Annotated in this window: 22 protein-coding genes; 3 read left to right on the top strand and 19 right to left on the bottom strand. The window is 33.4% G+C overall.

Annotated elements, in window-relative coordinates; all coding sequences use genetic code 11:
- Positions 1–79: 79 nt before the first annotated feature.
- The 15 genes from FLP_RS17130 to FLP_RS17060 form a co-directional block, all read right to left on the bottom strand.
- On the bottom strand, positions 80–715 hold the full coding sequence (locus FLP_RS17130) for a hypothetical protein (RefSeq protein WP_065450752.1): 636 nt from the start codon (positions 713–715) through the stop codon (positions 80–82).
- Positions 712–1,341 carry a hypothetical protein gene (locus tag FLP_RS17125; protein ID WP_065450751.1) on the bottom strand — a complete coding sequence of 210 codons (630 nt, stop codon included), beginning with the start codon at positions 1,339–1,341 and terminating at the stop codon, positions 712–714. Before FLP_RS17125 ends, FLP_RS17130 begins: the two co-directional genes overlap by 4 nt.
- Before the next feature lie 15 nt (positions 1,342–1,356).
- Positions 1,357–2,043, bottom strand: a complete 687-nt coding sequence (locus FLP_RS17120) for a conjugal transfer protein TraI (protein ID WP_065450750.1) — start codon at positions 2,041–2,043, stop codon at positions 1,357–1,359.
- 28 nt (positions 2,044–2,071) lie between these two features.
- Complete coding sequence (locus tag FLP_RS17115) at positions 2,072–4,534, bottom strand: TraG family conjugative transposon ATPase (RefSeq protein WP_065450777.1); 2,463 nt, start codon at positions 4,532–4,534, stop codon at positions 2,072–2,074.
- A gap of 40 nt (positions 4,535–4,574) precedes the next feature.
- Positions 4,575–4,892: a DUF4133 domain-containing protein gene (locus tag FLP_RS17110; protein ID WP_065450749.1), complete on the bottom strand. Its 318-nt coding sequence runs from the start codon at positions 4,890–4,892 to the stop codon at positions 4,575–4,577.
- Between the two features lie 10 nt (positions 4,893–4,902).
- On the bottom strand, positions 4,903–10,473 hold the full coding sequence (locus FLP_RS17105) for a helicase-related protein (protein ID WP_065450748.1): 5,571 nt from the start codon (positions 10,471–10,473) through the stop codon (positions 4,903–4,905).
- A gap of 35 nt (positions 10,474–10,508) precedes the next feature.
- Positions 10,509–10,937, bottom strand: coding sequence for a DUF1896 family protein (locus FLP_RS17100; RefSeq protein ID WP_065450747.1), 429 nt, complete (start codon positions 10,935–10,937; stop codon positions 10,509–10,511).
- Between the two features lie 11 nt (positions 10,938–10,948).
- Complete coding sequence (locus FLP_RS17095) at positions 10,949–11,293, bottom strand: DUF4134 domain-containing protein (protein WP_065450746.1); 345 nt, start codon at positions 11,291–11,293, stop codon at positions 10,949–10,951.
- A 136-nt stretch (positions 11,294–11,429) separates the two neighbouring features.
- A complete protein-coding gene (locus FLP_RS17090) occupies positions 11,430–11,909 on the bottom strand; it encodes a hypothetical protein (protein WP_065450745.1) in 480 nt (159 codons plus the stop codon).
- 434 nt (positions 11,910–12,343) lie between these two features.
- Positions 12,344–12,808, bottom strand: a complete 465-nt coding sequence (locus FLP_RS17085) for a hypothetical protein (RefSeq protein WP_065450744.1) — start codon at positions 12,806–12,808, stop codon at positions 12,344–12,346.
- Positions 12,809–12,944: 136 nt separating this feature from the next.
- Positions 12,945–14,204, bottom strand: a complete 1,260-nt coding sequence (locus tag FLP_RS17080) for an SEC-C domain-containing protein (protein WP_065450743.1) — start codon at positions 14,202–14,204, stop codon at positions 12,945–12,947.
- A 216-nt stretch (positions 14,205–14,420) separates the two neighbouring features.
- The gene (locus FLP_RS17075) at positions 14,421–15,224 is read right to left on the bottom strand and encodes a DUF5677 domain-containing protein (RefSeq protein ID WP_065450742.1); all 804 of its coding nucleotides are present in this window, start codon (positions 15,222–15,224) and stop codon (positions 14,421–14,423) included.
- 353 nt (positions 15,225–15,577) lie between these two features.
- Positions 15,578–16,126 carry a hypothetical protein gene (locus FLP_RS17070; RefSeq protein ID WP_065450741.1) on the bottom strand — a complete coding sequence of 183 codons (549 nt, stop codon included), beginning with the start codon at positions 16,124–16,126 and terminating at the stop codon, positions 15,578–15,580.
- 30 nt (positions 16,127–16,156) lie between these two features.
- Positions 16,157–16,837, bottom strand: coding sequence for a hypothetical protein (locus tag FLP_RS17065; RefSeq protein ID WP_065450740.1), 681 nt, complete (start codon positions 16,835–16,837; stop codon positions 16,157–16,159).
- A 108-nt stretch (positions 16,838–16,945) separates the two neighbouring features.
- Positions 16,946–17,806: a helix-turn-helix domain-containing protein gene (locus tag FLP_RS17060; protein WP_123921683.1), complete on the bottom strand. Its 861-nt coding sequence runs from the start codon at positions 17,804–17,806 to the stop codon at positions 16,946–16,948.
- Positions 17,807–17,821: 15 nt separating this feature from the next.
- On the opposite strand from FLP_RS17060, the gene FLP_RS25560 reads away from it, so the two are divergent.
- Complete coding sequence (locus FLP_RS25560) at positions 17,822–17,971, top strand: hypothetical protein (RefSeq protein ID WP_165606692.1); 150 nt, start codon at positions 17,822–17,824, stop codon at positions 17,969–17,971.
- A 124-nt stretch (positions 17,972–18,095) separates the two neighbouring features.
- Here the strand turns inward: FLP_RS25560 and FLP_RS17055 are convergent, their stop codons facing one another.
- Entirely contained in the window at positions 18,096–18,809 is a 714-nt protein-coding gene (locus FLP_RS17055) for a hypothetical protein (protein WP_123921682.1), read from the bottom strand.
- Between the two features lie 377 nt (positions 18,810–19,186).
- Here FLP_RS17055 and FLP_RS17050 point away from each other — a divergent pair, with 377 nt between their 5' ends.
- Together FLP_RS17050 and FLP_RS17045 are read left to right on the top strand one after the other, a co-directional pair.
- Complete coding sequence (locus FLP_RS17050; protein ID WP_065450737.1) at positions 19,187–20,875, top strand: AraC family transcriptional regulator; 1,689 nt, start codon at positions 19,187–19,189, stop codon at positions 20,873–20,875.
- Between the two features lie 122 nt (positions 20,876–20,997).
- Positions 20,998–21,174: a histone H1 gene (locus FLP_RS17045; protein WP_065450736.1), complete on the top strand. Its 177-nt coding sequence runs from the start codon at positions 20,998–21,000 to the stop codon at positions 21,172–21,174.
- A gap of 81 nt (positions 21,175–21,255) precedes the next feature.
- On the opposite strand, the gene FLP_RS25645 is transcribed toward FLP_RS17045, so the two are convergent.
- Genes FLP_RS25645 through FLP_RS17030 form a run of 3 tightly spaced genes read right to left on the bottom strand, consistent with a single transcriptional unit; the run spans position 21,256 to position 26,103 of the window.
- Positions 21,256–21,792, bottom strand: coding sequence for a hypothetical protein (locus tag FLP_RS25645; RefSeq protein WP_065450735.1), 537 nt, complete (start codon positions 21,790–21,792; stop codon positions 21,256–21,258).
- 19 nt (positions 21,793–21,811) lie between these two features.
- Positions 21,812–23,251, bottom strand: coding sequence for a tetratricopeptide repeat protein (locus FLP_RS17035; protein ID WP_065450734.1), 1,440 nt, complete (start codon positions 23,249–23,251; stop codon positions 21,812–21,814).
- Positions 23,251–26,103 carry an NERD domain-containing protein/DEAD/DEAH box helicase gene (locus FLP_RS17030; protein ID WP_065450733.1) on the bottom strand — a complete coding sequence of 951 codons (2,853 nt, stop codon included), beginning with the start codon at positions 26,101–26,103 and terminating at the stop codon, positions 23,251–23,253. Before FLP_RS17030 ends, FLP_RS17035 begins: the two co-directional genes overlap by 1 nt.
- Between the last annotated feature and the right edge of the window lie 221 nt (positions 26,104–26,324).

Raw genomic sequence — 26,324 nt, 5'->3', positions numbered from 1 at the left:
CCTGGATCGTAAATGGAAATATCATTGTAAGAAGAACAAGTATTATTTGCTTATTTATCTTTATCATAACGGTGGATATTTAGTTATTTAACTTATAAATATTACGCATTGCTTGACTATCATTACGCTCTTTTGCACGTTGCAAAGCCAGTACAGCAGTATTATTGTTGAAGTTTCTCAGGAACAAAAGTTTGTCCTGCATATCTGCATATATTTTGTCAATAGCGGCTAGCCTTTCATCATCTGACATTCGCATTTTATTAGCGGTAATCACCGAGGTCAATTCATCAAGATTTCTAAGACTTTGCTTAAAAAGATTATTGTATACCCTTTCGAAATAGGCAATTTCTTCAGCATTGAAATTTTCACTATTACTAAAGCGGCTAAAAGCGGACTTGTATTCTTTTACCAGCAGCACCTGATAATTCACAATGTCACCTATACGCCTGTAATTCTTAACTGTGGGGCTAACCTGCATGAGCGCATCAAGAAATGTTTCATGAAGGTTGAAATTTCCTTCAGACAAATCTTTTACCGTATTATAACCTCCACTTAGTATTTCATAGCCCTTTTTCATATCCTTTAAAATCTGTTTGAACTGGGCTAACTTCTCTATGTTCAAAATCAATTGCTGGATTTCCTGTTTTTGAGCGGTTATCTGGGATGGAAATAGCAATCCGGTAAACACAATTCCTATAATCAATAATTTTTTCATGGCAAATCAGTATTAATGCCTTTCAGGACACGGCTGTTTTTTGCTTCTTTCAATTCGGTTGCTTTTGATACAGCCAGGATTTTAGTTTCATTACTGAAGCTCTCAGAGAAAGTATAGTTATCCAGCATATTCTGGTAAATCATATCAATGCGTTTCATTCGCTCGTCATCTTTCATTTCTAACTTTCCGTCCGTAACGATTGTTAGAAGCTCATCCAGATTGGTATCACAATTTTTGATTAACCTTTCAAAGACCCTTCTGATATAATCGACTTCATCTCCATGAAACAAATCATCCTGCCGGATTTGCTGATATAAGCTTTTGTAGCTTTTCATGATTTTTGTCTGGAGCTCTATAATTTCCGTTACCCTGGCATACTTTTTTATTTTGGGATTGACTGTCTTAAGAGAATTCAGATAATCGGTATGAAGATTAAATTCTCCACGTTTGAAATCTCCTATGGTATTGAGTCCTTTTTTGACTGCCGAATAGCCTTTTTGAGCATATCCGATATAGACTTGCAGGGCTGCTATTTGCTCTAAAAGCATCCTTTGCTGTTTTGCCTGTGCATGAAGATTCCCTGTGGTCAGTGCAGTAAAAAGCACTACTAAAAATATCTTTTTCATGATTTTATTACTTGTTTACGGAATTCCGTAAAATTGTTTAACGGATTTGACATCATGCTCTGTTTTGGCTCTTTGAAGGCTCAGTAGTATATTCTGTCTGTTGAAGAGCGTCAGGTCATCATAATTAGCATCAATCTGATCTGCAGCAGCATTTATAATCTCCAGTCTTTTGGCATCACTCATCTGTGTGGTAAAAGAATCCAATACAAGGAAAATCTGATCGATGTTTTTCAGGCTTTCATTTAATATTCCGGAATACACACTTTGCATATAATCGAGTTCGCTGGAATTAAAATGAGCATCTTTTTGAAACAGGTTCCAGGCCCTTTCATATTCATCTACCAAACGAACCTGCTTTTCACTGATATCTTTGATACGCTGGTAATAGGTAATAATGGATTTAACTTTTGCCAGTTCCTCGTAATAATTCTTATAGAGTTCTTTTTGTTTCTCAGTCCAATCGGAAATCTCATCCAACTTTAGTTTGGAGAGGATATTTTCTATTTTTTTCTGCGCATTCTGCAGCCAGATCGTTTTGTTCTGCAGTTTTTGGATCCTTAGGTCAATAGCCTTAATTACCTTTTTGGCAACCGCTTTTACAATTTCTAAAATCGGTATTGCTGCAACCGTTGCCGGTCTTGCCGGAGTGCTGATCAGTAAAAAGCACAACAGGCAAATCATGATTTTCTTTTTTGTTTTCATAAGTATTGTTGTTTAGTTTTTATATTTTTTATGCTCTTAAGTCATTAGCAAGTGCCGCAATGCCTTTTCTGATGTCTCCATCAAATTTCTTAGCATACGCCTGTACTTTTACTTTTTCAGTTTCTTCGGTTGTGTAGGCATAATACTCCTCAAGGGATACCTCGGTGCGGTATACTTTAGACTGCATACCTCCAAGGGAGATAAACACTTCTTTGTATTTCTTATCAGGATCATTGGCTTTGTTTACCGATAGTACGAGTGCCTTTTCTTTTTCGGTAAGCCCAAGCAGTTCCTGAATCTGTTCGAACTTATTTTGATACTTGCTTTGGTCCAGTAGTATTTTGCAGTCACTGTTATTGATAATAGCCTGTTTAACGACCGGAGAGGATATAATATCTTCTACTTCCTGAGTCACTACAATGGCTTCCCCAAAGAATTTACGAACAGTCTTGAATAAATACCGAATATATTCTGCCATTCCTTCCTTGGCAATAGCTTTCCAGGCTTCTTCAATCAGGATCATTTTACGGACTCCTTTAAGCTTGCGCATTTTACTGATAAAGACTTCCATGATAATGATGGTCACCACGGGAAAGAGTATCGGATGGTCTTTGATATTATCGAGTTCAAAAACAATAAAACGTTCTTTCAACAGATCCAAATTCTCCGTAGCGTTGAGCAGGTAATCAAATTCTCCTCCCTTGTAGTAAGGACGCAGTACGTACAGAAAATTGTTTACATCAAAATCCTTTTCCTTTACCTTGTCACCCTCTAATATGGATACAAACTCATTTTTTAGAAATTCATAAAAGCTGTCAAAGCAGGGAAACAAATCAGAATTGCTATCTAACTTTTCATAATACAATTGCAGTGCATTAGACAGTGCAACATATTCACTTCGATTGAATGTTTCATTGTCTTTTTTCCAGAGTGCTAATAACAATGTTTTAATACTTTCTTTTTTTTCGGTATCAAGCGAATCGCCTTCACTGATATAAAAGGGATTAAACCTAATAGGGTTCTTTTCATCGTAGGTAAAGTAATAGCCATTAACCATATCACACAGTCCCTTATAGCTGTGCCCGACATCAACAAGTACAACATGAGTTCCCTGCTCATAGTAACTTCTAACCATATGATTGGTGAAAAATGATTTACCGCTTCCCGAAGGCCCTAGTATGAATTTGTTTCTATTGGTACAAATCCCCATTTTTACTGGTTCGTCGCTAATGTCTACATGAACCGGTTTTCCAGTCAATCGATCTCCTAATCGAATTCCAGTTGGACTAAGGGAAGAACGATACCCTGTTTCCAGATTCAGGAAGCATGTTGCTTGTTGTGTAAACGTATCAAAGGTGTCATTCATTGGGAAATCTGCGGAATTCCCGGGAATTCCTGCCCAAAATATTTGTGCTGCGCCTACTGTTTCTTGTTTAGCAGCGGCATCAATCTGCGCTAATGCTGAAGAAACTTTGTTTTTCAGGTCTTTGAGTTCTTCTTTATTATCCGTCCAGATCAGCACATTAAAATGTGCTTTGACAGGAAGCCGTTGCTGGCTAATCGCTTCATTAAGAAAATTATTGGTAGCATCTCTCGCAATCAGGTTCTCCCTACTGTAGGCTGATAAGGATTGTAATCGCAGTCTTTTACTCTCTAACTTTTGTAATGTTTTCTGGGAATCCTCTATGAAAATATATTGGTTGTAAATGTGGTTACACGACAGCAATTGCCCAAGTGTTGACGCAAATCCGATACTGAATTTGGTTTTATCGGTGGAATATCGGTCATAATTAATTCTAGAACCGCATAAGGCAGGCAGATCAGCTGCATCTCCCAGCGTATAAATCTGACAGTGCTTGTCACCTACCTGAAGACCATCATCAAAAGCAATATCTTTAAAAACAAATGAGTTATGTTTTTCAGACAAATAACAATATTGTTCAATGATACCAATCTTTCTACTATGGCTTCTGAGTTCATCATTACCAAGACGGGTGAGTTTCACAAAACCACTGTCTTCCAATATACGTCTGAATTGCCCGGTACTGTCAATAAATTCCTGACGCAATTGTGCTTTTAATGTTTCCTCAGGAACAATAGAAGCTCTAAGTAAATTTGAAAACAGGGAACTTGACGTTTTTCTGCCTGCCGGTTTTTTGGTTAAAAAAATGTAACAAGAATGATCCAGAAAGGGACGTTCATTAAAAAAGCGTTCACTGCTTCGGGTAAGAAAACTCGAATCTTCACTTGTGAAATCGGGTTCAAACTTGCTGTCTATAAACCAGTCCTGTTTATGGAATACACTAAATTTCGGCAATAACTTTATGGCTTTAAGCCACGCCTGATGAAATGCTTCGTATTCCTGATCCGACAAGGTAAATATCTCGGGCAGTTCTGCTTTAAACACTACTGTCACATCGCCTTGTTTGGACAGGATGCAATCGTGCTCTACATCCATAATTGGTAAAATATCATCTATCATCTTTTCCATCATCCTTTTTTTTTACCGCTCAGCTAATGCTGAGCAAATTCTATTTCTTCATCATAAATATTTTTCTGCTTTGCGATTTCACAGCTTTTGGAATCTGTCGTTTCGCTAAAGCTTTCATCATTCCATATTGACCGTATTGATGGCTCATTTTATATATTTTCAAAACCCACAATGTTCCTGAAATACCAATAATTCCGATACAGATTAAAGAGGGTAATCCGGCTATGTACATAATGGCAAACAGTATCATAAGCACAATGACACCACCACCCAAATACCAGATATACTGCGCTTTTAACCCTTTAAACTCGATGCTCTGGTTAATTCCTTTGTTGATTTGATACACACTGTTTGACATGGTCTTTATTTTAAAATTTCATCCTGCTGCTGCGTCTCATCTCCGAAAAAGAGCGCTCCTGCCATTTATCACTATTGCTTTCTGCCGCTTTGAAACCCTGTGATTCTTCACTGCTTTTTACTGGCAGTTGAATTACCAGAGTTGTATCCGTTAGTTTTGTTTCATTACTGAGACTAGCTTCTTGCGGATTGGCTTCTTTCAATTGGTTCTCCTGAATTTTCAGGGCTATTTCCCTTTCCAGACTAAAGAGGTCGCTTTTCATTTTTTGAAGCTCATCTTCCTGACTAAATACTCTTGTGCTTAATTGCTGTAATTGTGGTAGTTGGTTTTCAATATCATTCAGGGACTTTTGGTATTTTGCTGTGAGATGTTCCACCTTATCAATGGCATTTAGAAAATAGCGGGCTGCCAATTTTGGATTGTCCACATTTGGAGTTCCTCCATTGGAAGTATATTTAATGCCATCTTCCAAGCGTTGTGCATAAAAGCTGTTGGAGTAACGGTACTGGTACAAACCATCATTTTGATAGGCTTCACGTTCTCTTTTTACATAGAGTCCAAAATCATATAACTTCCCAATTTGTTTGGCCTGGTTTTCTCCTTCTGGAGGTTTCCAGTTTTTATAGAGCAGGATAATTTCTTTGCCGATACTTTCTGGATCTGCTGTCTTGCAGTTATACAACTCTATAGGATTTACTTTGGAACCATCAGGCTCATACTTTAGGTTGTTTTTGTAAAAGTTGTGATCAGCAGTTAGTTTGTCCAGTGTTCTAGAGGTGATTCCTTTTTCCTCCATTAGGTATTCGACCTGATATTTAGTTCTGGAAATTTCCTTGTAATGTGCTTTTTTAAGGCTTTCCATTACCGTTACTTTTTTCTCCAATTTTGATTTTTCCAGTAATGAAGTATCACCTGATAATACTGCGATATATTCTGAAAAGTTCATTCCGCTTTGCTCGTCCATAGCTCCCTCATCAATAGTCCTCACATTAAGTTCACAGTTTTTCATCTGACTGATAAAAGTCTGTTTGTTCTTCAAAAGGTTGAATTTGTAATTGTCCAGGGATTGCTCTGTGGCATAGATGAAGTTCTTTACTTTATTACCATAATGCTGTTTGGCAACTTCGTTCCCTTGTCTGCTGCCCCGGCCGTTGCGTTGTCCCAGATCTGATGGTCTCCAAGGAATATCCATATGATGCATCGCCACAACACGCTTTTGTACATTAAGCCCGGTTCCTGCTTTTTCTGTACTGCCCAGAAGAATACGTATCTCACCTGTATTCATTTTAGAAAACAATTCTGGCTTCTTCTTATCGGTCCAATCGTGTATATAGGTAATCTCATGAGCCGGGATATTAAAATCCCTTACCAGTTTTTCTTTAAGGGCATCATACATATTAAAGTCATCTGGCTTGGGTGTCCCGATATCCGAAAAAACAATCTGAGTACCTTTATGCTCCATGGAAGCATGGTAAATTTCATTCACATTTCTGGCGCATATATTCACTTTATTATTCGGATGATCACCATATCTTTCATTTATCAGCCTCATATCGGCAGCCATTTTTTTAGCGTAATTAGTAGCTATAAGCATCCTGCCTTTATCTTCCTGCGAGGTAAGAGGTGCCCTGCCGATAAGTGTCGCATTACCTGTTTTGGCAAACTGCATGAGCTGGGTAATAAACTCGCTTTGCTCAGGTATAGGACTGATATTGACAAGTCGCTCGTCAATTTCAGGTTTGTCCAGATCAATATGTTTTGCTGTTTTGTAATCGGTTATCTCATTATAAAACAGTGCCAGTTCCGGAACTTTAATAAAATGGCGAAAACGCTCCTTTGCAATAATCTCATTGGTGACCGAAAATTCAAAATCAGTTGTTTTTCTGGCAAAAACAGCTGCCCATCCGTCAAAGTTTTCAATATGCTGGCGTTCCATTTCTTTAGGTCGCAGGTATTTGAAAAGAAGGTACATTTCTGTCAGACTGTTTGAAATAGGAGTACCTGAAAGAAAGGTCACACTTAGATCCGAATCGAATTTTTCCTGAAGCGTGCGTACCGCAAATAACATATTAAGCGCCTTTTGACTTCCCTGCATATTTCCAATTCCGGCAACACGGTCATGACGGGTAGTGAAAGTCAGATTTTTGAATTTGTGAGATTCATCTACAAACAAATGATCAATCCCCATTTCTTTAAAGTTGATGCCGCTGTCCTTTTTATCTTCTATATCTTTCAGCAGTGTTTTTAGTCTGCCGTCCAGATTATTTTTTCGTATTTCAAGACCTTTTAATATTTTCTTGGAGATATCGCCTCCCAGATTTCTGGCCGTATCAAGGTCCCGTTCTATATTATCCAGCTCATTTTGTAAGATCTCTTTTTGTATTTCGGGTGACTGCGGAATTTTACCAAACTGATCGTGGGTTAAAATGATACAGTCCCAATTATTATTTTTAATCTCATGGAGGAGTCTCATTCTTTTGGCCGGAGTAAAATCATTTTCACCAGGTGCCAATATTCTTGCATTGGGATAAGCCTTTCGATAGGTTGCTGCAATTTGATTTACATTGGCATTCAATGCCAGTATTGCAGGCTTATGAATAATCCCTAATCGTTTCATTTCATTGGCAGCCACAATCATGGTTAATGTTTTTCCAAGCCCAACCTCATGATCGATTAAAGCGCCACGGTTCTGAATAATACGCCAGGCCGCATTTTTCTGAGAACTGTACAAGTCTTCAATCTCCAGGGCTTTTTTATCCAAACCCGGAAAGCTCAGATGACTTCCATTATATTCTCGCAATACGTAACAATTAAACGTATTGTTATAGAGATTTTCCAATTCATTTTTGTCATTTATTGGCAATTCCTGCAGCCACTCAATAAAACCATTACGGATGTTTTCAATTTTTTGATGGGCAAGCTGTATAGCTTCATTATCGGGCAGTCGGATGGGTTTTCCGCCGGCTCCCTCAACTTCATAGGTAAAAAAGGGAGCTGTATTTTCGAGCGCATGCTCCAATATCGTGTAACCATAAGTGGTTCTGCCGCTTTTGGGAGTCACCGAAAATTCTCTGTCTATTTTGGTATTGTGACCTGTACTTACTTTAAAGGTATCCAGTGATGGGAAATAATTAATTTCAGTTGGCTGGTCAAATAATTTTCCGGCAAAACTTTCATAGTATCGGTTGGGAATCCATCGCTCGCCAAGATTGAAATCGAGTAATTCAAAAGGGATACGCTCGGGCTGTACTTTTTCCAGTGCCTGCAATCCTTTATAGTATTGTGTGTTTTCAGGGTATAACTGCACAGCCTGTTTAGCCTGTTGTAACTTTTCTACAACATTGCCGCTTAAATAGAGGTCTGAAGTTTCCCAATTCTGATCTGTAGGATTCAAATAGATATGATGGTTCAGACGTTCTATAACCTCGTTTTGTTCAAGTCCTGTCGAGGCAGTTATAAATCCTAAGTCAACAGCTCCTTTTTCATTCAGACTTCGGGCCAGCGCTTCAACAGGATCATCTGTATAATAGCGCTCTTGCTGTTTTACTACAGATTCTATTAAAATATCCGACTTCACATAACGTTCGCCTTCTTTGCGTTCCAATGAAGAAAGAATGGTGAAACCGAAAGCGGAATCATGCATGATTAACCTGCGATTCTCGGCACCGTTCAAAATACCATAGTGGGACACAAATTTGGTATACTGCTCATCTAGATTTTTCCGAACCTGTTCACTGCCAGCTTTATCTGATTGTTCTTTCTCAAACAATTCCAGATAATGATCCCGAATAGCAATATAGGAATCATAGAATTTCAGATTGCCCTGTGATGCTAATGGCTGGAAAAAGGCTTGTTTGTGCTGCTCATTGATATCACTGATAATTCCAACGGATTCTGCAACTCTAACAAGAGTACCTTCTGTATAAAAAGATTTCAATGAAGCAACTTCTTCATAGAGTCGTTTTTCAAGGTTAAAAGCAGGTTCAAGGGTTTTATCTCCTTCATAAATATATTTGTGATCATAGTATTGAAGGGTATTGGATAAAGCCAATAATTCATGTGGCAGTAATCCGCCATTCATCCAATTGGCTGAAAAGCCATTGATTTCTTTTACATTGGAATATAATTTATACAGGTATCGATTAGTCTTAATTTGTTTAGCAGTGATAAGCACCACATTTTCATGTGAGGGATTATCATTTGTGCGTATGGTACTGAGTATTCGTGCTGTTTTTTTATCCACTACAGTTTCATCAAGAGGATTGATGTAATCCATAGCACGGTTGATATTCTCTGCAGGCACAGTATCAAACAAGCCAAGCTGGACTGAAATACCGCTTGCTTTACTCTCCGGCATGGGTAAATAAGTGAATTTTTGTCCGATTGCTTCAGCGGGCTGAACTATCTCCGTTTTTTGAGCCTGCTCAAAGCGTTCCGGGTTAAAGTTTTCTTTTAATCCCTTGGTAATATTTTCTGCAAGACGATCTTTAATAGAATTGATATCACCGTTTTGTCTCACACTTTGGTGTGCCTGTCCGTATTGGTTTTTACCGGCTTGTATTTCATTCCCAATGATGAGCTCTTCTCTATTGTGCAGATATTTATTAATACAGTATTTTCCAAATTCATTTTCGAGTTCAACGGTTTGCAGCAGCTCATTTTCATTGTCAGACAGCGTTTGTTTATGCTCATTTTTCTGAACAATAAGCAGATGATTAGGAGCATCGGTATTTCCGGTTTCCTTCATCAGGTTATCCGGCATAACTGCTACACTCACAAAATCTGCTTTTTGAAAAAGATATTCTCGCACACTCTGATTGGAAGGACTGTTTAAAAAACCGTCTGTAGTTATGTATGCCATAAGACCTCCATCAGCCAGTTTGTCCAGTCCTTTTGCAAAGAAGTAATTGTGGATTTTTCCTGAAATCGTTTTATCGGGATAGGTTTCGTCATAAACAGAAAAATTACCAAAAGGAATATTGCTGACCACAAGATCATAACTCCTATTATCATTTGTTGGAGCTTCTTCCAGTCCTATTACATGAGTGGTATTTTGGGTCGAGAGTGTACTGCTTAATACTGAAAGCACCAGTCCGCTTAATTGGTCTTTTTCCACAGCAGTAATTTGTTCCAAACTTGAAAATGCACTGTCTGCTTCAGTCATAAAAATGCCTGATCCTGCTGATGGCTCGTATAATCTTTTAGGGCTGATGCCTTCTTCTTTTAAAACATTATACAAAATCTTAGGTACAATTTCCGGCGTATAAAATGCGGTAAGGACACTATTACGAAGTGAAGAAACAACTGAATTATACTCTTTTTCAGAATAGTGTTTCTGAAGTATTGTGTGCAGTCGTGTCATTTCAGGATGCAGCTTCAAATCTTCTTTAGTAGCTCCTGATTTTGTCCAGTCTTCAATAGTACCATGTGGGTATAATACAACCTTGATGCCTCCAAAGCCGGCATATGCCTTAAGCGCAGCAACTGCTTCTGCCGATAAAGCATCACCTTGCAGCCATTGCATTGCAATGGTAATCGCCTCAATATTGGCACTTAGTTTTTGGGATAGATTGTAAGCCATAATTACTCCTTTTCATACTACATGCTATAAATAGCTCAATTCAAATAGTCAGCAATCTGACCAATAAGGGCATTTCTCAAATTAGGATCTTCTTCATTTTCTTTAGTAAAGCCAATGGTTTCAAAAATGGGTTTGCAGTTCTCCTTAAGATTGATTACTTCGTAGGTCAGGATACCTGATTCCTGAAAAGCGGCATAGGTTTTCTCAAACTCATCTGAAAGCAGCGAGCGGATATATAGAAACCGGGAAGGTTTCAGGTCTTCGGTAAGTACATTGAGACAGATTTCTTCGATGATATATTGAGGTGTACCATCAGATAACATATCATCCAATATGGATTTAACGCCATCTATTTTCTCATTGAGATAATCCAATACACTATAATCTTCCTGTAGTGTGAACATCAAATCTGGATTGTTATGAATAATATAGAACCATAACTTTTCTTTGAGTAGATCTTCCATGACGACCGTTTTTAAATCCCAAAGAAGGATTTGATTACGGTGGCCACTACTACCAAAAAAACACAGCTTCCAAACCAGGCTGCGGCTACTTTTCCGGTATCAGGATCACCTGCATTCCATTTTTGATATACTTTTACAGCACCAATAAGACCTAATAATGCCCCTACGGCATACATCAGTTCAGTTCCTGCATCAAAGTAACTTCGAACCTGTTGGTTGGCTTCGTTAATTCCTGCCAGACCATCCTGAGCATAGGTTTCATAACTGATCGCAAAAAGGATTTGTACCAGAAGCATACAGATACTATCTGTTCTTTGCTCAATAAACTTTTTAAAATTCCAGTTCCATTTTTTCATCACTCATTATTTTTAAAGTTTAAAAATTCAGATAAAAACGGAGGTGAAGCCGCTGTCGCAGTTCCACTTTCCTGTTACATATGCCATACTGCGCCGGGATGGACAGGGGCAATTCCTCCGTTATATTGTTTAGAGTTTATTCCCAAAGGGCTTCTGCTTCCTTCTGGGTTAAAGTAATTGATTCGAGTTTCTCACATTCTGAGACTATCAGTTCACTTATCGAAGAATTAAAAGGGGAATTTTTCACTGAAGGGAATTCTCTTAGGAGAAGCTGCAGATAATAGGTAAATTCTTTTTGGACTAATTTTTTCTTTGCTGCATCGGCGATAAAACTTTTTAATCGTGCCACCAAAGTATCAACGTCCTGAAAGGTAGTGTCAAACTCTCCGAAGGAAGTTTGTTCTGAGATTGCTTCAGGTGATTCCTGATAATTTAATTCGGGTTCAATATCTTGGTAATTTGGATTTTCAAATCCACGGAATTGAAGTTTCCGCTTTCCTGATATGACTTCTTTGAGGTCATCAAAATAAAATCGAAATCCAACAAATAAATACCAGCTTGCCAATAGCAGAATAACTACAACCATGTAATTACCCCATGAAATGTTTGTAAACATACCTCATCATTTTATCGTTCTACATTAGTTTCTCACAATCCCGGTAAATTGATAATTCCAAGCCAGGATCTTCATTATTACAAGGCAAAGAAACGATAGAGATAAAACTGCTACAAGTACAACTTTTTGTTGTACCCCTATTGTACCCCGTTGAACCCCCAGTAAAATCAAGGAGAAAAAAAATTAAAAAAATGCAAAAAAATAAAAAAGTCTCCCAAATGGAAGGCTGATTTGATGATGAGATAATTATTTAAGATAGTTTTTTAGTTCGAAAATTTTACTAACTTTTAAAATGAATTCAAAAGTGTGTCATCTGTTTTTTTTTACAAAAACATAATACAGTCATTCTAGCTCATAAATTTTATCAGCCAATTCAACTTCCTCTTCTAGTTTTATATTAGTTTATTTTTGGTGACATTAAAAAAAAATCTAAATTATTTACGGTTAAAAGATTCTTGGTTTTCAATTTTCGGTGATTCTGGAGTTGTCCTATATTCTTTAACTTCTTGAATAATTAATGTTGCGATATAACCAAGAAAACCACCAATTACATATTTTAGAATATCTTTTCTCATATCATCCGATTGAATAATATATTTTTTAAATGCCCATTTAATTCTAAAAACTTGGAATTGATTTGGTTTTATATTTATTATCTTAGTTTCTTCAACATCATTATGATATAATATTCGATATGTGAATTTTAGGTTTTTAGAATATTTTTCATAGAAGATTTTTTCTATACCATATTCAGAATTATATGAAGGTTGGTAATTAGTAAAAAATTCATTATGGTCAAATTTTATTTTTTGAATTTTGCCAAATTCTATAATTACATCACAAGGCACAAAATTTAAAATTCCATCTTTTAGATAATAACCTTTTAAATTTAATTTCATATTTATTTCTTAATGTTTTTTTTTAATTAACTACCAACGTTACCACGCTTAAAACAGTTTGCTATCTTTCTAAAAGAGTATTTCCTGATAAACGAAATACGATTAGAAACGGTAATTACACTAAATTTGCAAATTGCTAGAAACGTATGTTTGAACTAGTTTCATTTTCCTTTAGTAAACAACATTCTTTAAGTTGCTTTCCACTTCCACAAACACAAGGGTCAGTTGGCCTCATATAAGTGGTTTTTGTTACAAAATCAGGTTCCCCATCAAAAGTACCTTGTTTACCAGTTTCAGTTGCCTTTAAAATTTCTTCAAATTCTTTTCTTAATTCCTCCTGACTTTTAGGATGAGCTTTTAGAAAGTCACTTAATTTTAAATCGAAAACTTTATCCCATATCCTATATGTTTCAGTGTCCTTTATTGGTGGTCTATCATTTATTTCTCCAGTCTCTATTTGATATTTATGGAAGCTATTTAAATCACCTTTTAAAGAATTTGAATTTATAAAAAAAACATTTTTTGGGTTAATTAATTCAAATAAGAAAATCAAAAATTTATCATTGCTACTAAAGACTCGGCAACAAGGTGTGTAGTAAAGGTACTCCAAGTCTAATAAATTAGTTTTCCTTTCACTAAACAGTTTATTGTTTATTCCCACATAATACATTGCAGCTATGCTTATGCAATAAAAAGCATAAGGTGCGAAGTTGGAAATAGAATTGTTTTTTTCGGTTTCCCATCTGTAAAATATTTGTGCAGCTAAATTATAGTCTAATTCAAAATAATCAATTACTAAACTTAAATATTGCTGTTGTTTTTCAGGTTTATTCAATTCAATAAATAAAATATCTCTTAAGGCTTTTAAGTTTTCTAAATTGTCACCTAATTTTTTCTCCAATTTGATAAGAGAAAATTGCTCCATTTTGTTTTTAAATAACTGTACTACCTCTTCATCTTTACCCGTTGTTCTCCAAAACCAAGACATTATTTCATCTATAGAATTAAAATTTCCATCTTTCCATCTTCTGATGGATTTTTCATCTTCTGTTTCTTCAAATACAAGTCCTTGTTTTTTACCTGTGTTAATTGACTTACTTGCTTCTAGAAAAGGTCGATTATTTAGTTCAATTTTATTCCCAAGGAGAGATAGTTCCAAGAGCTTTTTGTAATTTGTATTTACATAAGTATTTGAAGGAAAAATTTTATTAGCCAAACTGATTACTACTTCTTTTGGTAACTTCTTGTTTTCAACTTCTTCTTTAGACAAATCGCCTAATATTTCAGAAACAAGAAGTGGTGTTACATTTATAATGTAATATCTATGAAGTTGAATTAATTCATCGTGTCCTAAACTCTGAAAAGTTGACTTGTCTAAAATAATTGGTAATGACATATTTTAATAATATTTTAAATTTCCACTTTTATCATTTGTAGAGTTAGGTTATTGAATTCTCGGAGGTTTTTCAAAATTACTGCCAACATTCTGGCTGCAGCGGGTTTGGCACTAAATTATACCCTATTTTCAGATTTGCCAAATCATTCCAAATACAAAACCAATTTCCATTAAGCCTATTGCTCAAATCCGTTTAGTAGCTTTTGTATACAGTTTTTATTCAATCAATTTCTCCAACGATTTAAACTCCAATTTACTATTCTCGAAATTATTTATTTTTTTGATTAATTCAGGATTTACATCAATATCGGAAAGCCTAGAAGAAACTTTTACTAGCCAAAAATATAATGCTATACAATCGCTGAGTAATCTAACCTCATGAAGATTCATTAAAGCTTCTTTTTGTGCTTCTGTTCTATTATTCTCTCTATCTAAAATTACTCCTAAAGCAGTTTCATCTGCGTGAATTAAATGACTTGATTGGGTAAAATTCCTTGCTAATCCTAATATCTCTCTGAAGTCATAGTTCACTGAAATAGTTTTTATCATTTCATTATATGACCAAGGTTGTTCTTTTCTCTGTCGCATTTGTTTAGTCCATTTTTCCGCCAAAAGTATTTGGTCATTTTCATTTAAAACGATGTCTGTTAAGAAAGCAGAATCAATATTGGTCAATTCAATAATCTGTTTTGCCTGATTTGATTGTTTTAGTCTATTTATTTCCGCTAAGTCTACCCAAAACTCGCGAACTTTTTCAATTCTCGTAGTTTCATCAAAAGAAGAAACATAGGCAAACTTTACAGTGCATTCAGCAATTGGTCTTAAAATAATATCTGCGTCCCAAAGACAACCATTTTGGACAAGTAAGAATAAAGTTTGAGTTCGTGAATGTATAAATGAGTAGTATGACCGAAGTAATTTATAAAATTCATCATTCTTTTTTAATGTTAATTCACAAATTGACATATGAAGTGAATCAAGAGTATCTTTGAACGTCTTTCTGAATTCCTTTGTTGGCATAGCTTTCTTTAAAATTGCCTATAATTTAGTTATTCGAGCCATAAAATGGTACCCAAATACAATTTTCAAATTGGCTTTGAGCTATGAGGTGGCTTTTCAAGCGAATATAAGAAATATTTTTACTACAATTTTATTAACTTTTGAATTAAAATAAAAATGATTTTTTTCAGTTTTATCTTATTGAAATTTTCTTTACGTGGTATAATAGAATGAGTCACTAACAAATTCTTAAAGATCAATAAATAGGAAATTTAAACAGGTCAATTTGATACATTACTGACTAATAAGAGTGTAACAATTTTGTAATAGAACTAATAATACAATTATGGTTGCCTACGTAACTTTTTGAATATCTAATAAGATAAAAATTCAATTTCCGACCTTTTATCCAACAACTGCCAGCCATCATCGTTTCGTATAAAATAGACTTCATGATTAAGTGTATCTTTCAATCCGTTTTTAATGGCAGCAGCAAAAATATTCTTTCTTCGAATCGTAGTGTATTCTACAATTGCCTTATTACCAGAACTCATCATCCTTATTTCTTTGATTGCTCCAAATTCTTCATCAGCTACTTTTACTCGCTGTATTTTACTTATTTTATCATCTGCTGGTGTATGTAGTAAATACGGTTTTGCTGCAGGAGTAAAACTCACAAACGAAGTTGTATCACCAAATTTCTTGCTTTGAAGTACTTTTACAAATCCTTTTTCTACGAGTCCGGATTTAAAAATGGTGTAAGCATGTGTCGGATCACCGCAAAAAATGTCATGGTGTACAATAGCAGGGTAATGATTTTTTTCCAGAATAAGGTTTATAGCCAGTTTCTCATCCAGCTTTTTAGGCTGGCAGCCTATGATTATCAGAATCAATGTCGCTAAAATGTAGGATAGCTTTTTCATGTTTTTAAATTTTAAATTAGTAGTATTTGATTAATATTCTTTGATCTGTTTGATCATGCGTTCCAATGTTTCAATTGCTATTTGCTTATCCCTTTCTTCAAAAACATAAGCCTTGCTCCGCATGGCATTGTATGAAAGATCTGCTTTGTTTGGAGTGGATAAAAAAGGAACGATTGTTTTAAATAAATGATTCATTGATTTTGAAATAAGAATTTTTAATTCATCGGATGCCCTTAATATTAAGGCTGTTTGATCGGTTGAAAGTTTACATAATACTTTACCAGAAAAGCCATTCATTACTATAGGACTAGTTGTCTTCCTTTCAACAATTTGAAAAGGGGCCGTTAAATAGTTTGCGAATCTTGATTCTATAAAAATTATTAATTCATTCAAACAGGATATTAAAGTAGTTGTTACTTCTTTTAGACTATCTCTGTGTAAATCATTACTATTATTTATTTCTGTGATTTTATCTAAAAGAAATAGTAATGTGGAATAATAATTTCCAACTAAAATTTTTATCTGTTTCTCCTTAGTAAGTGAAAAAACCTGTATAGTAAACTGTGACTGAATAAAAAATGTTTGTTCATTCGCTTTTTCAATAATCTCTCTTGATTGAATTGGAGAAATCATAGTAAGATCGGTTTTGCTGGGATTAAGGGTTGAAGTCACCGTTAAGTCCATCCATTCTAAAAGATAGGTTTGAGTCATTTCTTTTACTTTTATTTAGTAAATATTTCTCCCGACTTGCAATCGACAGTACTCTAAATCAATGCTTATAGAACATTCTTAACCCAGTCAAAACATGTGTTGTTAATATTAATTAGAATTTAATCGTAAACGGTATTCGGAAGGAGACAGGGAAGTATGCTTCTTAAAAAAAGTACTAAAAAAAGAAGTATTGGCAAATTTCAGTTCTTCTGAAATATATAAAATGGTTAAATCATTATTTTGAAGCAGGATTTTGGCCTCCAGAATAATTGCATTTTCGATGCATTGTTTCGCTGTGATCTCCGTAACCTGTTTGACAGTTTTAGTAAGATGCCCTGCAGTAACATTTAGGATATTTGCATAGAATTTCACACTGTGTTCTTTTCTGCAGTGTAGTTCTACTAACCTAAAAAAATGGATAACTATTTTTTCATTTCCAGTATGTTTGACATTATCGTACCAGGATGATCGATAGTATGTTCCTGCCAGTTCATAAAGAAAAAGATTAAAACTCAAAAGCAATGTTTCCTTTTTCAGAATATTCTTATTTGAACTTCTGACCTTACTATTGATTAATTTAAGTAAACCTACAAGTAATTCAATTTCTTTATTTTTGAGAAAAATCTTGGAAGTATTTTTTGCAATAAAAAATTCAAAATATCCTATGTGCGGCCATCTTATACTATTAGCAAAAGCAAACTCCGAAGAGAATGAAAGCTGGCATATTTGCAATTGATTACTCATTATTAAAACTTCACAAATAGACTTTTTTGGAATGACGATTAGTTCATTGATAAATAAATGAATCTTTTTACTGTTGATCAACAGGCATACTGCTCCGGAATTTATAATCAAAACTGTAAATCGATTCAATATAATTGATTCTTTAAAAGCAATTCTGGAGGAGAATGTTTCAAAAATGTAGACTTGTAAGCCTGATGGGTTATATTTTGATTTTAGAGATGCCAAAATAAGCGTTTTAAAATGTTTAATTTTGCTAGAAAGTATTACTTATCAAATAATCTGGCCATCAATGAAACGCAAACGAACAATAAATTTGATATGCCGTTTACAAAAAATAGATATGCCAATTTTCTGGGAGAATCAGTTTTTATCCCGCCATCGGTTAAATAGCCTATTATTTCATCATAGGATAATAGATCTATGATGAAATAAAGGCTTACAATATTGAAAAGAATCAAAAACACGCAATACGCATATTGCAATTGTTTTTCAATCGACTCAGGTATATACATAACTATTGTGTTAGGAGATTTTGAATTATGAGTCCTGTCACTATTGATTTATTAATCGCAGTTGAAGAATTTGCTACTGCACCTTGTACCGCTCCAACACGATTTCCAACAGAAGCTTCCCAATCCTTATCTTTACGTTCTTTAGCATAATACGATGAATATCTTGCTATAGAGGAAGTCGTGAGAATGATCCTCTTATCCTCATTGCTAAACTGTGTGTTAGATATAACGGACGCCTCGAATGAGATTATGGATTGATGAATGATAGCATATTCATTAGTTTCCCATAATAGTATGGAATCCATAAAGTTGGAAAGAGAAATTTTAGCGGCATTTGTCATTGAGGAATTTACAATCGCTTGCTCTAATTTTATTTGAGGACCATCGACAGTTTCTTGAATTTCCTGAAAGTTACAGGGAAGACTTGTTGCCATATTTAATAGATCATTATTCAGAACCGAGATAGAATCTACTTTTTGGCTGATTTGAGCAATCGTATTGAATGTATAATTTCCAGACAAGTAAACATCAAGGATGTCATTATGTATTTTACCTGCTATGTCATATTCATTATCCGGATTTTCAGGACTTAGGGTCTGAAGTAGCTTTTCTGTTTTTTTAGATTTATTTTCAATAAGACCATCATCTAAAATTTCAGTATTATAAATACTATCGTTGGTACAAGAAACAAGTAGTGATGCTAATACAACTAGCAATAATAAAAGATTTTTCATGATTAAAAGTGTTAAATGTAAAGACTGTTTTTTTCAGTCAGTTCATTTCACCCGGGTTAGCAGAACTTTAATCCGGCACGATGCCAAATGTTTTTTGCTATTGAATTCAAGACAAATCTAGAAGTAGATTTTTTGATTTGCAAAACGTTGTATATGGATTTTCCGAATTTAGGCTATCGATTTTCCGAAAATCGACATACCTTTTTTTTATTTAAAATAGACTAATTCTAAATAGATTGCAGTATATTTAACATTGTTTTAAACAAAACACAATGTTATGTTATATTTACACAATAGTGTTTTTCGCTGATAAAAATGCATTTTCACATCAAATAATGTCTCATTTTTTAATTTAACTTATGATTAAAAATTATATATTATTAGTAATTCTTTGCTTTGGAAATCAATTGTATGCTCAGGAAATGGAATCGAAAATTTTCGATACGCTTAAAAGAAAAAGTTATGATTATCTTTTTGAACGTATAGAAGCAACAGCTGAGAATAAAGTTAAACAGGCATACTATCTTAAGTACTTTTTGAACAAGGCAAAAAAGGATAAAAATTCCGAGGAAATTGTAAATGGATATAAAAATTATTTATTCTATGCACCTGAAAAATCGAAATTGATATATGCAGACAGTATGATTTACACTGCCAAAAAAGCCAATAATAATGCTCTTATCGGCTCAGCTTATCTTTCAAAGGGAATTGTTTACTATGCCAGAAAAGAGCACAAAAATGCATTGGATAATTACCTCATAGCTGATAATTTTATTTCCAAAACCAATGATAAGTACTTAGTGTATAAGGTTAAATATAATATTGCTATCATAAAATATTTTCTAGGGTTTTATGACGAAGCTATTTCTTTGTTTACTGAGTGTACTGATTATTTTAAAGAGAAAAATACAAGAGCATACTTAAATTCATTGCATTTACTCGGTTTGTGCCATAATAGGATTGGTAATTATGGATTATGTTCTGAAATAAATAAAAAAGGAATTGAAGAAGGGATAAGAATGTCAAATACTGAAATGAAAAATTATTTTATTCATTCAGAAGGCATTAATCAGTACTTTAAAAACAACTATGCAGAAGCTATAAAAAAAATTAATTATTCCATTCCATCTATAAAGGAAAATAAAGATTTTGGCAATGAGTCTGTTGGGTATTTCTATATTGGAAAAAGCTATTGGGATCTCCATAAACCCGAAATGGCTTTGCCATATTTTTTTAAAGTTGATAAGATTTTTGATGATAAAGGATATATACGTCCGGATTTACGGCAGAACTACGAGTTACTATTAAAGTATTATAAATCTAAAAAAGATCTTCATAAACAGCTCTATTATACGGATAAGCTACTAAAGGCAGACAGTATATTAGACAACAAGTTCATCTATCTTTCCGGCAGAGTTCGCAAAGTGTATGACACGAAAGTATTACTAAAAGATAAGCAGGATATTGAAGAATTGTTTAATAAGAGGAAGTATAACGATTTTATTTTTACTGGTATTGTACTAGTATTATTTTTAATCGTATCATTCATTGCTTACAGGCATATCAGGAATAAGAATGTTTATAGGCAAAAATTTGAGGAATTGATGGCAAAAAATGAGGCAGTTTCTAAAGTGGAAGTCAAAAATGTAAGTAATGGAATCGGAAATATAAATAAAGATACTGTTGCTGAAATACTTAAACAATTGGAAAAATTTGAAAGGGATAAAAAATTTCTTGCAAAAGACTTGAATTCTGCAAAGCTTGCCGCTATCTTCAATTCCAATCCAAAATATTTATCACAGATAATCTATCAATACAGAGGAAAGAAATTTGTGAAATACATCGCTGATCTTAAAATCAATTATCTAATAAAGTTATTAAAAGAAGATAGTAAAATAAGGAAATATTCTAATAGTGCATTGGCTGAAGAAGTTGGCTTTAGCAGTACTAAAACATTTACTCAGGCTTTTTTTGCAGAAGCCGGGTGTCCAACGTCTTATTTTATTGAAGAACTAAATAAGATGTCTCAAGAAAACAAAATTCTTTAATAAATAATTCAAGAAAATGTTTTCTATACTATTTATAAATTAAAAACGTTTAATGTGCAGCAAAGTTGCTATAAAACGAGCAAAATTTTACTTTTGCTGCCTTAATTTAATAAAAATATATCATGAAAGATTTAGTAGCAAAAATAAACGCCGAAATCGAAACATTTAAAACAGAATCTGAGTCATTAATTGATAAAGGTGTTAAAGCAGCGGGAGCTAGAGCTCGTAAATCAACTTTGGAAATTGGAAAACTTTTAAAAGAGTTTAGAAAAGTTTCTATTGAAGAATCTAAAAAATAATTCATTCTTGCTTATTGGGGCTGCTTTTAAAAGGCAGCCTCAATAAAAATATAACCTTTTAAAGACATTCTTTGCTAACCATTAATTTTTTCCTCCACCTCTGCTAGAGGAATAAGCTTCATTATTTGGATTCATCTGATTTGCATGATTGTCCATTTCATCATTTGAAGAACTGCTCGTTTCATGTTCCCAATTATCTGGTCTTTCACTGTAGCCCCTACTTTTCCAATAGGAATCATTATTGGGGTTTAATTGATTTGAGCGATTATCTAAATCATCTTGCGTTTGAGCGATTTCCTCTTCAATTAGTTCTCGCCAATTTTCTGGACGTACTATATATCCTCTACTTTTCCAATATGCATCGTTATTAGGATTGTCCTGATTGGAATAGTTATTTTGATTAAAATTTCTCTTGGAGTTCTCATATGAGGTCTTATACAATACTTGGCGGGATTTTTTTTCAGTACTTTTGTTGTCTTGAAAAGTATTGGAAAAATGCTTCTTATAGTATGCTGCTAAATTTCCATTAACAATTGATATGCAAAATACAAATGCAACTGGCTTTAAAAATATCCATGCTAGGTTAGATTTCTTTTTTTTAGTAGGTTCTCTTTCCATATATTTTTTTAGCGCAGTTTCAGCTTATTATCTTTTTAATTTTTACTTGTTCTTTTTTTGTTTCTATATGAGGCAGTATTTCAAACAATACTTTTTTTCCAACGAAAATATTCGGTGTAAGATGAAAGTTAGATGAAACTGAAAAGTAATATTTTTGTCCATTGCTTTTTAAAAATCCATCTTTCCCACGTTCATTGTCGTTTCTTATTTCTATAATTTCTCCCTCAAAGTTATTGTTTGTTGCTGTTCTTGATTTATCAAATGTTTTTATAGGTGTCGTATTGAAACTATCCCAAAATTTTTGAAGTTCCTTTTTTAATTCTTTTAATTCCGTTAGTGGAACTTCTGTAAATGTAAAACCTCTTAATTCTTCAAATAACTTTTGAGGCAATTTCCATTCTTCTGATTGTCTAACTAATTTTGAAAGCGTAAAATGCTTGAATGATAAATCTAATTTGTCTTGCTGTTTGAGGATTTTTCCAATCAAGTACAACAAATCAACTTTAAACTCCAAAGGTCCAAAATTATTTATTGCATTTATAGCCATTTTAAAAGCTAAATCAATGTTTCCTTTTTCAAGATATAATTCGGCTAATTCTTTTTGAATAAACCATTCACGTTTTTTTTTAAGAATTGTTTCAAGTTCTTGAATTGTATCTTCTGTATTACCAAGATTTTTTTTCGCTATTGCAACACGTCTTGAAAACCAAGCATCGTTTGAGTAATGAAAATTTTCAATTTTTTCAAGAGCTTCTTTTGACAAATCTAAACATTCTTGCCATTCGCCTATTTTTGTTAATGATTTTGTTTTGTAAGCATACCAATTTTCGAAATCAGAAGCCAATTCCATATCTTTCAATTGACCTTTTCTTTCGACTTGAATAGTTGAACATTCTTTTGAAAGGTTTTCATTGCCTATTTTGTTGCAAAACTCATTTACTAATCTCCAATTTGGTGCCGGTTTTTTCTTTTCTGATTTTAAAACAATTGAAAAAAGATTAGATGATAATGTTTTTGTGAAATCGTTATTTAGCGAATTTAGAATAGGAATTAAAGTTTCAACATTTAAAAGCAATTCACTTTTATCTAAATTGAAATTTTGATTGCTAATTTCTTCATCTTCCTCGTCAAAAAAATCTTCTTCGATTGCTGAATGTCCGTTAATTCCATTTTCAGCTTTATATTTTGCCCAAAGCAGCCAACCATAAGCACTTAAAATTCTTTCTTTTTGGTCAAAATTTATTTCAATACCATAAATGCTCAAAAATTGAAAACCTGCATCTAAATGATTTGCGTGTCTCAAACAAGAAATCATATCAGAAACGATATACACATTGTTTGCTATTTGATCTTTTGTAAAACTGTTTTTATTTTCTCTGAAATACAAAAGTGCTTCTGGAAATTTCTTTTCCTTTTTTAAAGTGGCAATTTGTTGGCTAAATTCAAATAGTGTAGGCATTAGTTTTCTTTCATTTTGTTAAAAATGAATTGAATTTCATCCCAAAATTCAATAGTTGTACAAGAAATTGCAATTATTGAAGTGAAAAATCCGCCTCCGTCGTAATACAATTCTGCAACAAGTGTTTCTTTACCATTGTTTAATTGAATGGTGTCTTTGTAAGGAACTTGTATAATGTAACTAAAACCAATTTCTTTTGATTTTAATTTTTGATTTAATTGCTCGTATGCTGATTTTCTCCAATTGCTTTGAATAAAAGTAAAGTCAGAAATTTGGTTTTCAGATTTTAAAAGATTGATAAGTTCTTCTCCAAATTCTTTTGGTGTTGATTTCATCAAATTGGGCATTTTAAATTGCCCTTTGTTGTTGTAATAAACTGAAAATGTTGCGTTTTCGCCAGAACTACCATTAATTTCATAAAGTTCTTGATAGTTTGGATGATTTAATAAATTTATTGATAAACCATTTTGAGCAATTTTATTTTCAACAAACTGAAATAATTGCAATAGTGATGATTGGTTTTCAGTATCAGGGAAATTAAATTTTTCTGATATTGTTTTATTAGAGGTTGAAAGGTCAGCCGTTTTGTCTGCAACGTAAAACAATTCTTTTCCCTTGTCGATTTTTGGAACAGAAGGATTTATAGTTAATATGAAAAAAGGACTAATTGGTTCGTAGTTTATTAAACTAACTTGTTGAGTTGCTCTAATTAAACCTGTGTAAATCCATTTAAAATAAGTTTCATTTGTTTTTCCGCCACCAGTTTCAACATTGAAATAGATTTCATTCCATTTGTAAGACATAGATTTATGGACGGTTAAAGCCCAACCGAAACGGATTTGTGCGGAATTTTTGTATTTGTAATATTCTGACGATGGAATGCTACGCAAATGTTTTTTAAGTGCTTTTTGTAGTTTTGATATTCCTTTTCGTGTGTTGGGAACGTATTTTTCTAATAAACTTTTTAGGTCTTCGTCAGCATAATATTTACCGTTTTTGAAATTGGATATTTCTTTTTCGGCAAGTTGATTGAGTAAAATATTAAATGAAATTATTTCCTCTTTTGAAAGGTCGCCTTTGTCACTCAAACGAAAATTTTCAAAACTTAAAAATGAAAGAACGTGATTTGTTTCTTTGAGTTGTATTTTCGTTTGACGAAAATACAATGGCGCAAGAAGTCTTTCATCTTTTTTGATTAAATCTGAAACACTTAATATTGTTCCGAATTGACCGTTGTAAATTTTCTTTGGTTCTGCAAATGGGTCATTTTCATCTTCAACACGAATGTTGTTTCCGAAAATTATTAAATCTTCATTTGTTAATTCATTTCCGTTTTTTAGAATAGAATTTTTAATCCAATAGTTTACTTTTTGCGCGTCAGAATTTGAATAACAAAGAATTTTTGAATTTTTATTTATAGAGTTTTCTATTTCGGATTTTAAATCTTCTTTCGCTAATGTTCTTATGTTTTCTGAAAAATTAAAAGCAAGATTATTGAATGATTGTTGTCGAATACACTTAACTGCTTTGAGTGCTTCTGAAACAATGATTGATTTATTTTCTTTGTCAATTAGCTGAAAAGCATTGTTTTTGAAACTGTATTCTTCACTCAAATATTCGGGATTTAATGAAGCTTCTTCTTTTTTTCCTAATGATAATTGAAAACTGTCTCCAATAAAAATTACTTTTCTTTTGGTGTTTTTTAAATCAGTAAATTCTAAAAAATCGTTTAATAACTTTCCAGAACCAAATCTTAAATCAACAGATTGATGATAATTATCAGAAATTAAATGTGCTTCATCAACGATAAATATTGCTTCTTCTGTGTCGTCAGATTTTAAAAGTGGAACGATTTCTAAATTTAAAGAATTTTCGTTTTCTTCTTCATTTTCTTTCTCGTCTATGTTTGTAGAATTACCACCATAAATGTAAGAGTAGATACTTTCAAATTCTAAATTTGAACTTTTTAAAAGATTGTTTGCTATTCTGCTTGAAGAAGCAAATAATTTTACTTCTGCAACTTGATTATTAAACGCAACTTCTTGAATGAAAGGAATTAAATGCGTTTTACCGCTCAATGAAGTTCCTTGAAGTATAAAAATCTTTTCTTCTTCTGATTTGATGAAGTTTTCAATTTCATTGAGTGCTGATTTTTGGTCAGGATAAAGATTGTCAAAATCTAATTCGGTATAATAAGACGTAAAGTCGTTTGCTTGGTCGTATTTTTCAGAAGTGTCAAATAGGTCAGCTCTAAAAATTTCTTTAAAAATGTCAAACGAGTTTTTGGATAATGAAACTTCTTTGTCGGAAATATCAATAATATCTTTGATTGTTTCCAGATAAGTATTTTTATCAAAAATGAAGAAGTTCAATTCTTCATTTGACGGAATTTTTCCAATTAATTCAATAGGTTTCTGAAAACAAACCGCTCTAACTGTATGATAAGCATTAAAACTGTCGCTTGGCGACAGTTTTTTTAAAATTTGCTTTTCAACAACTTTTATAAATCTTTCTTTTTGTGTTTTTAGTTGAATAAAAGGATTTATAGAACTTCCACCTTTTATTTGTTCTCCGTTTTTATTTGTCCACTTACCAAAGTCAAATTCGGATTTAGCATTTTTCGGTAAAGTTATTTTACCACCGAAGTTTTTGAAGTCAATTATTAAAACTGCTTTTTCCGTTACAAGTAAAGCGTCAATTTGAAGTCTTTTTTCAGCTTCGCATTCAGAGTTTGCAATCAGTAAACCGTCAAGCGAATATTTGTCAAACATCTTTTTTAAATTGTCTGCAAACTCTCTAAAAAATGTGTTCTCATAATTTTTTGTCGCTGTTCCTTTTCTGATTTCTAGCATTTCTGTCGGTACGGTTTTTTGTTTTGTGCAGTGTCGTTGTGCTATTGGCTATAACGTTCTCAAGCCTTGCGCCGTTTGCGACTTACGAAGACGAGTATTTTCGGCTAAACGAAAATACGATAAAAAACGGTAATTCCACTAAATTCGCAAATGGCGCAAGACGTGTGTTGTAGGGCGTAACAATATGCGTAAACTCTTGCCATTTCTGTTTATCTATTACA

Source organism: Flavobacterium piscis, assembly GCF_001686925.1.
Taxonomy (GTDB): Bacteria; Bacteroidota; Bacteroidia; order Flavobacteriales; family Flavobacteriaceae; genus Flavobacterium; species Flavobacterium piscis.
This window is presented reverse-complemented; position numbering and strand designations above follow the sequence as displayed.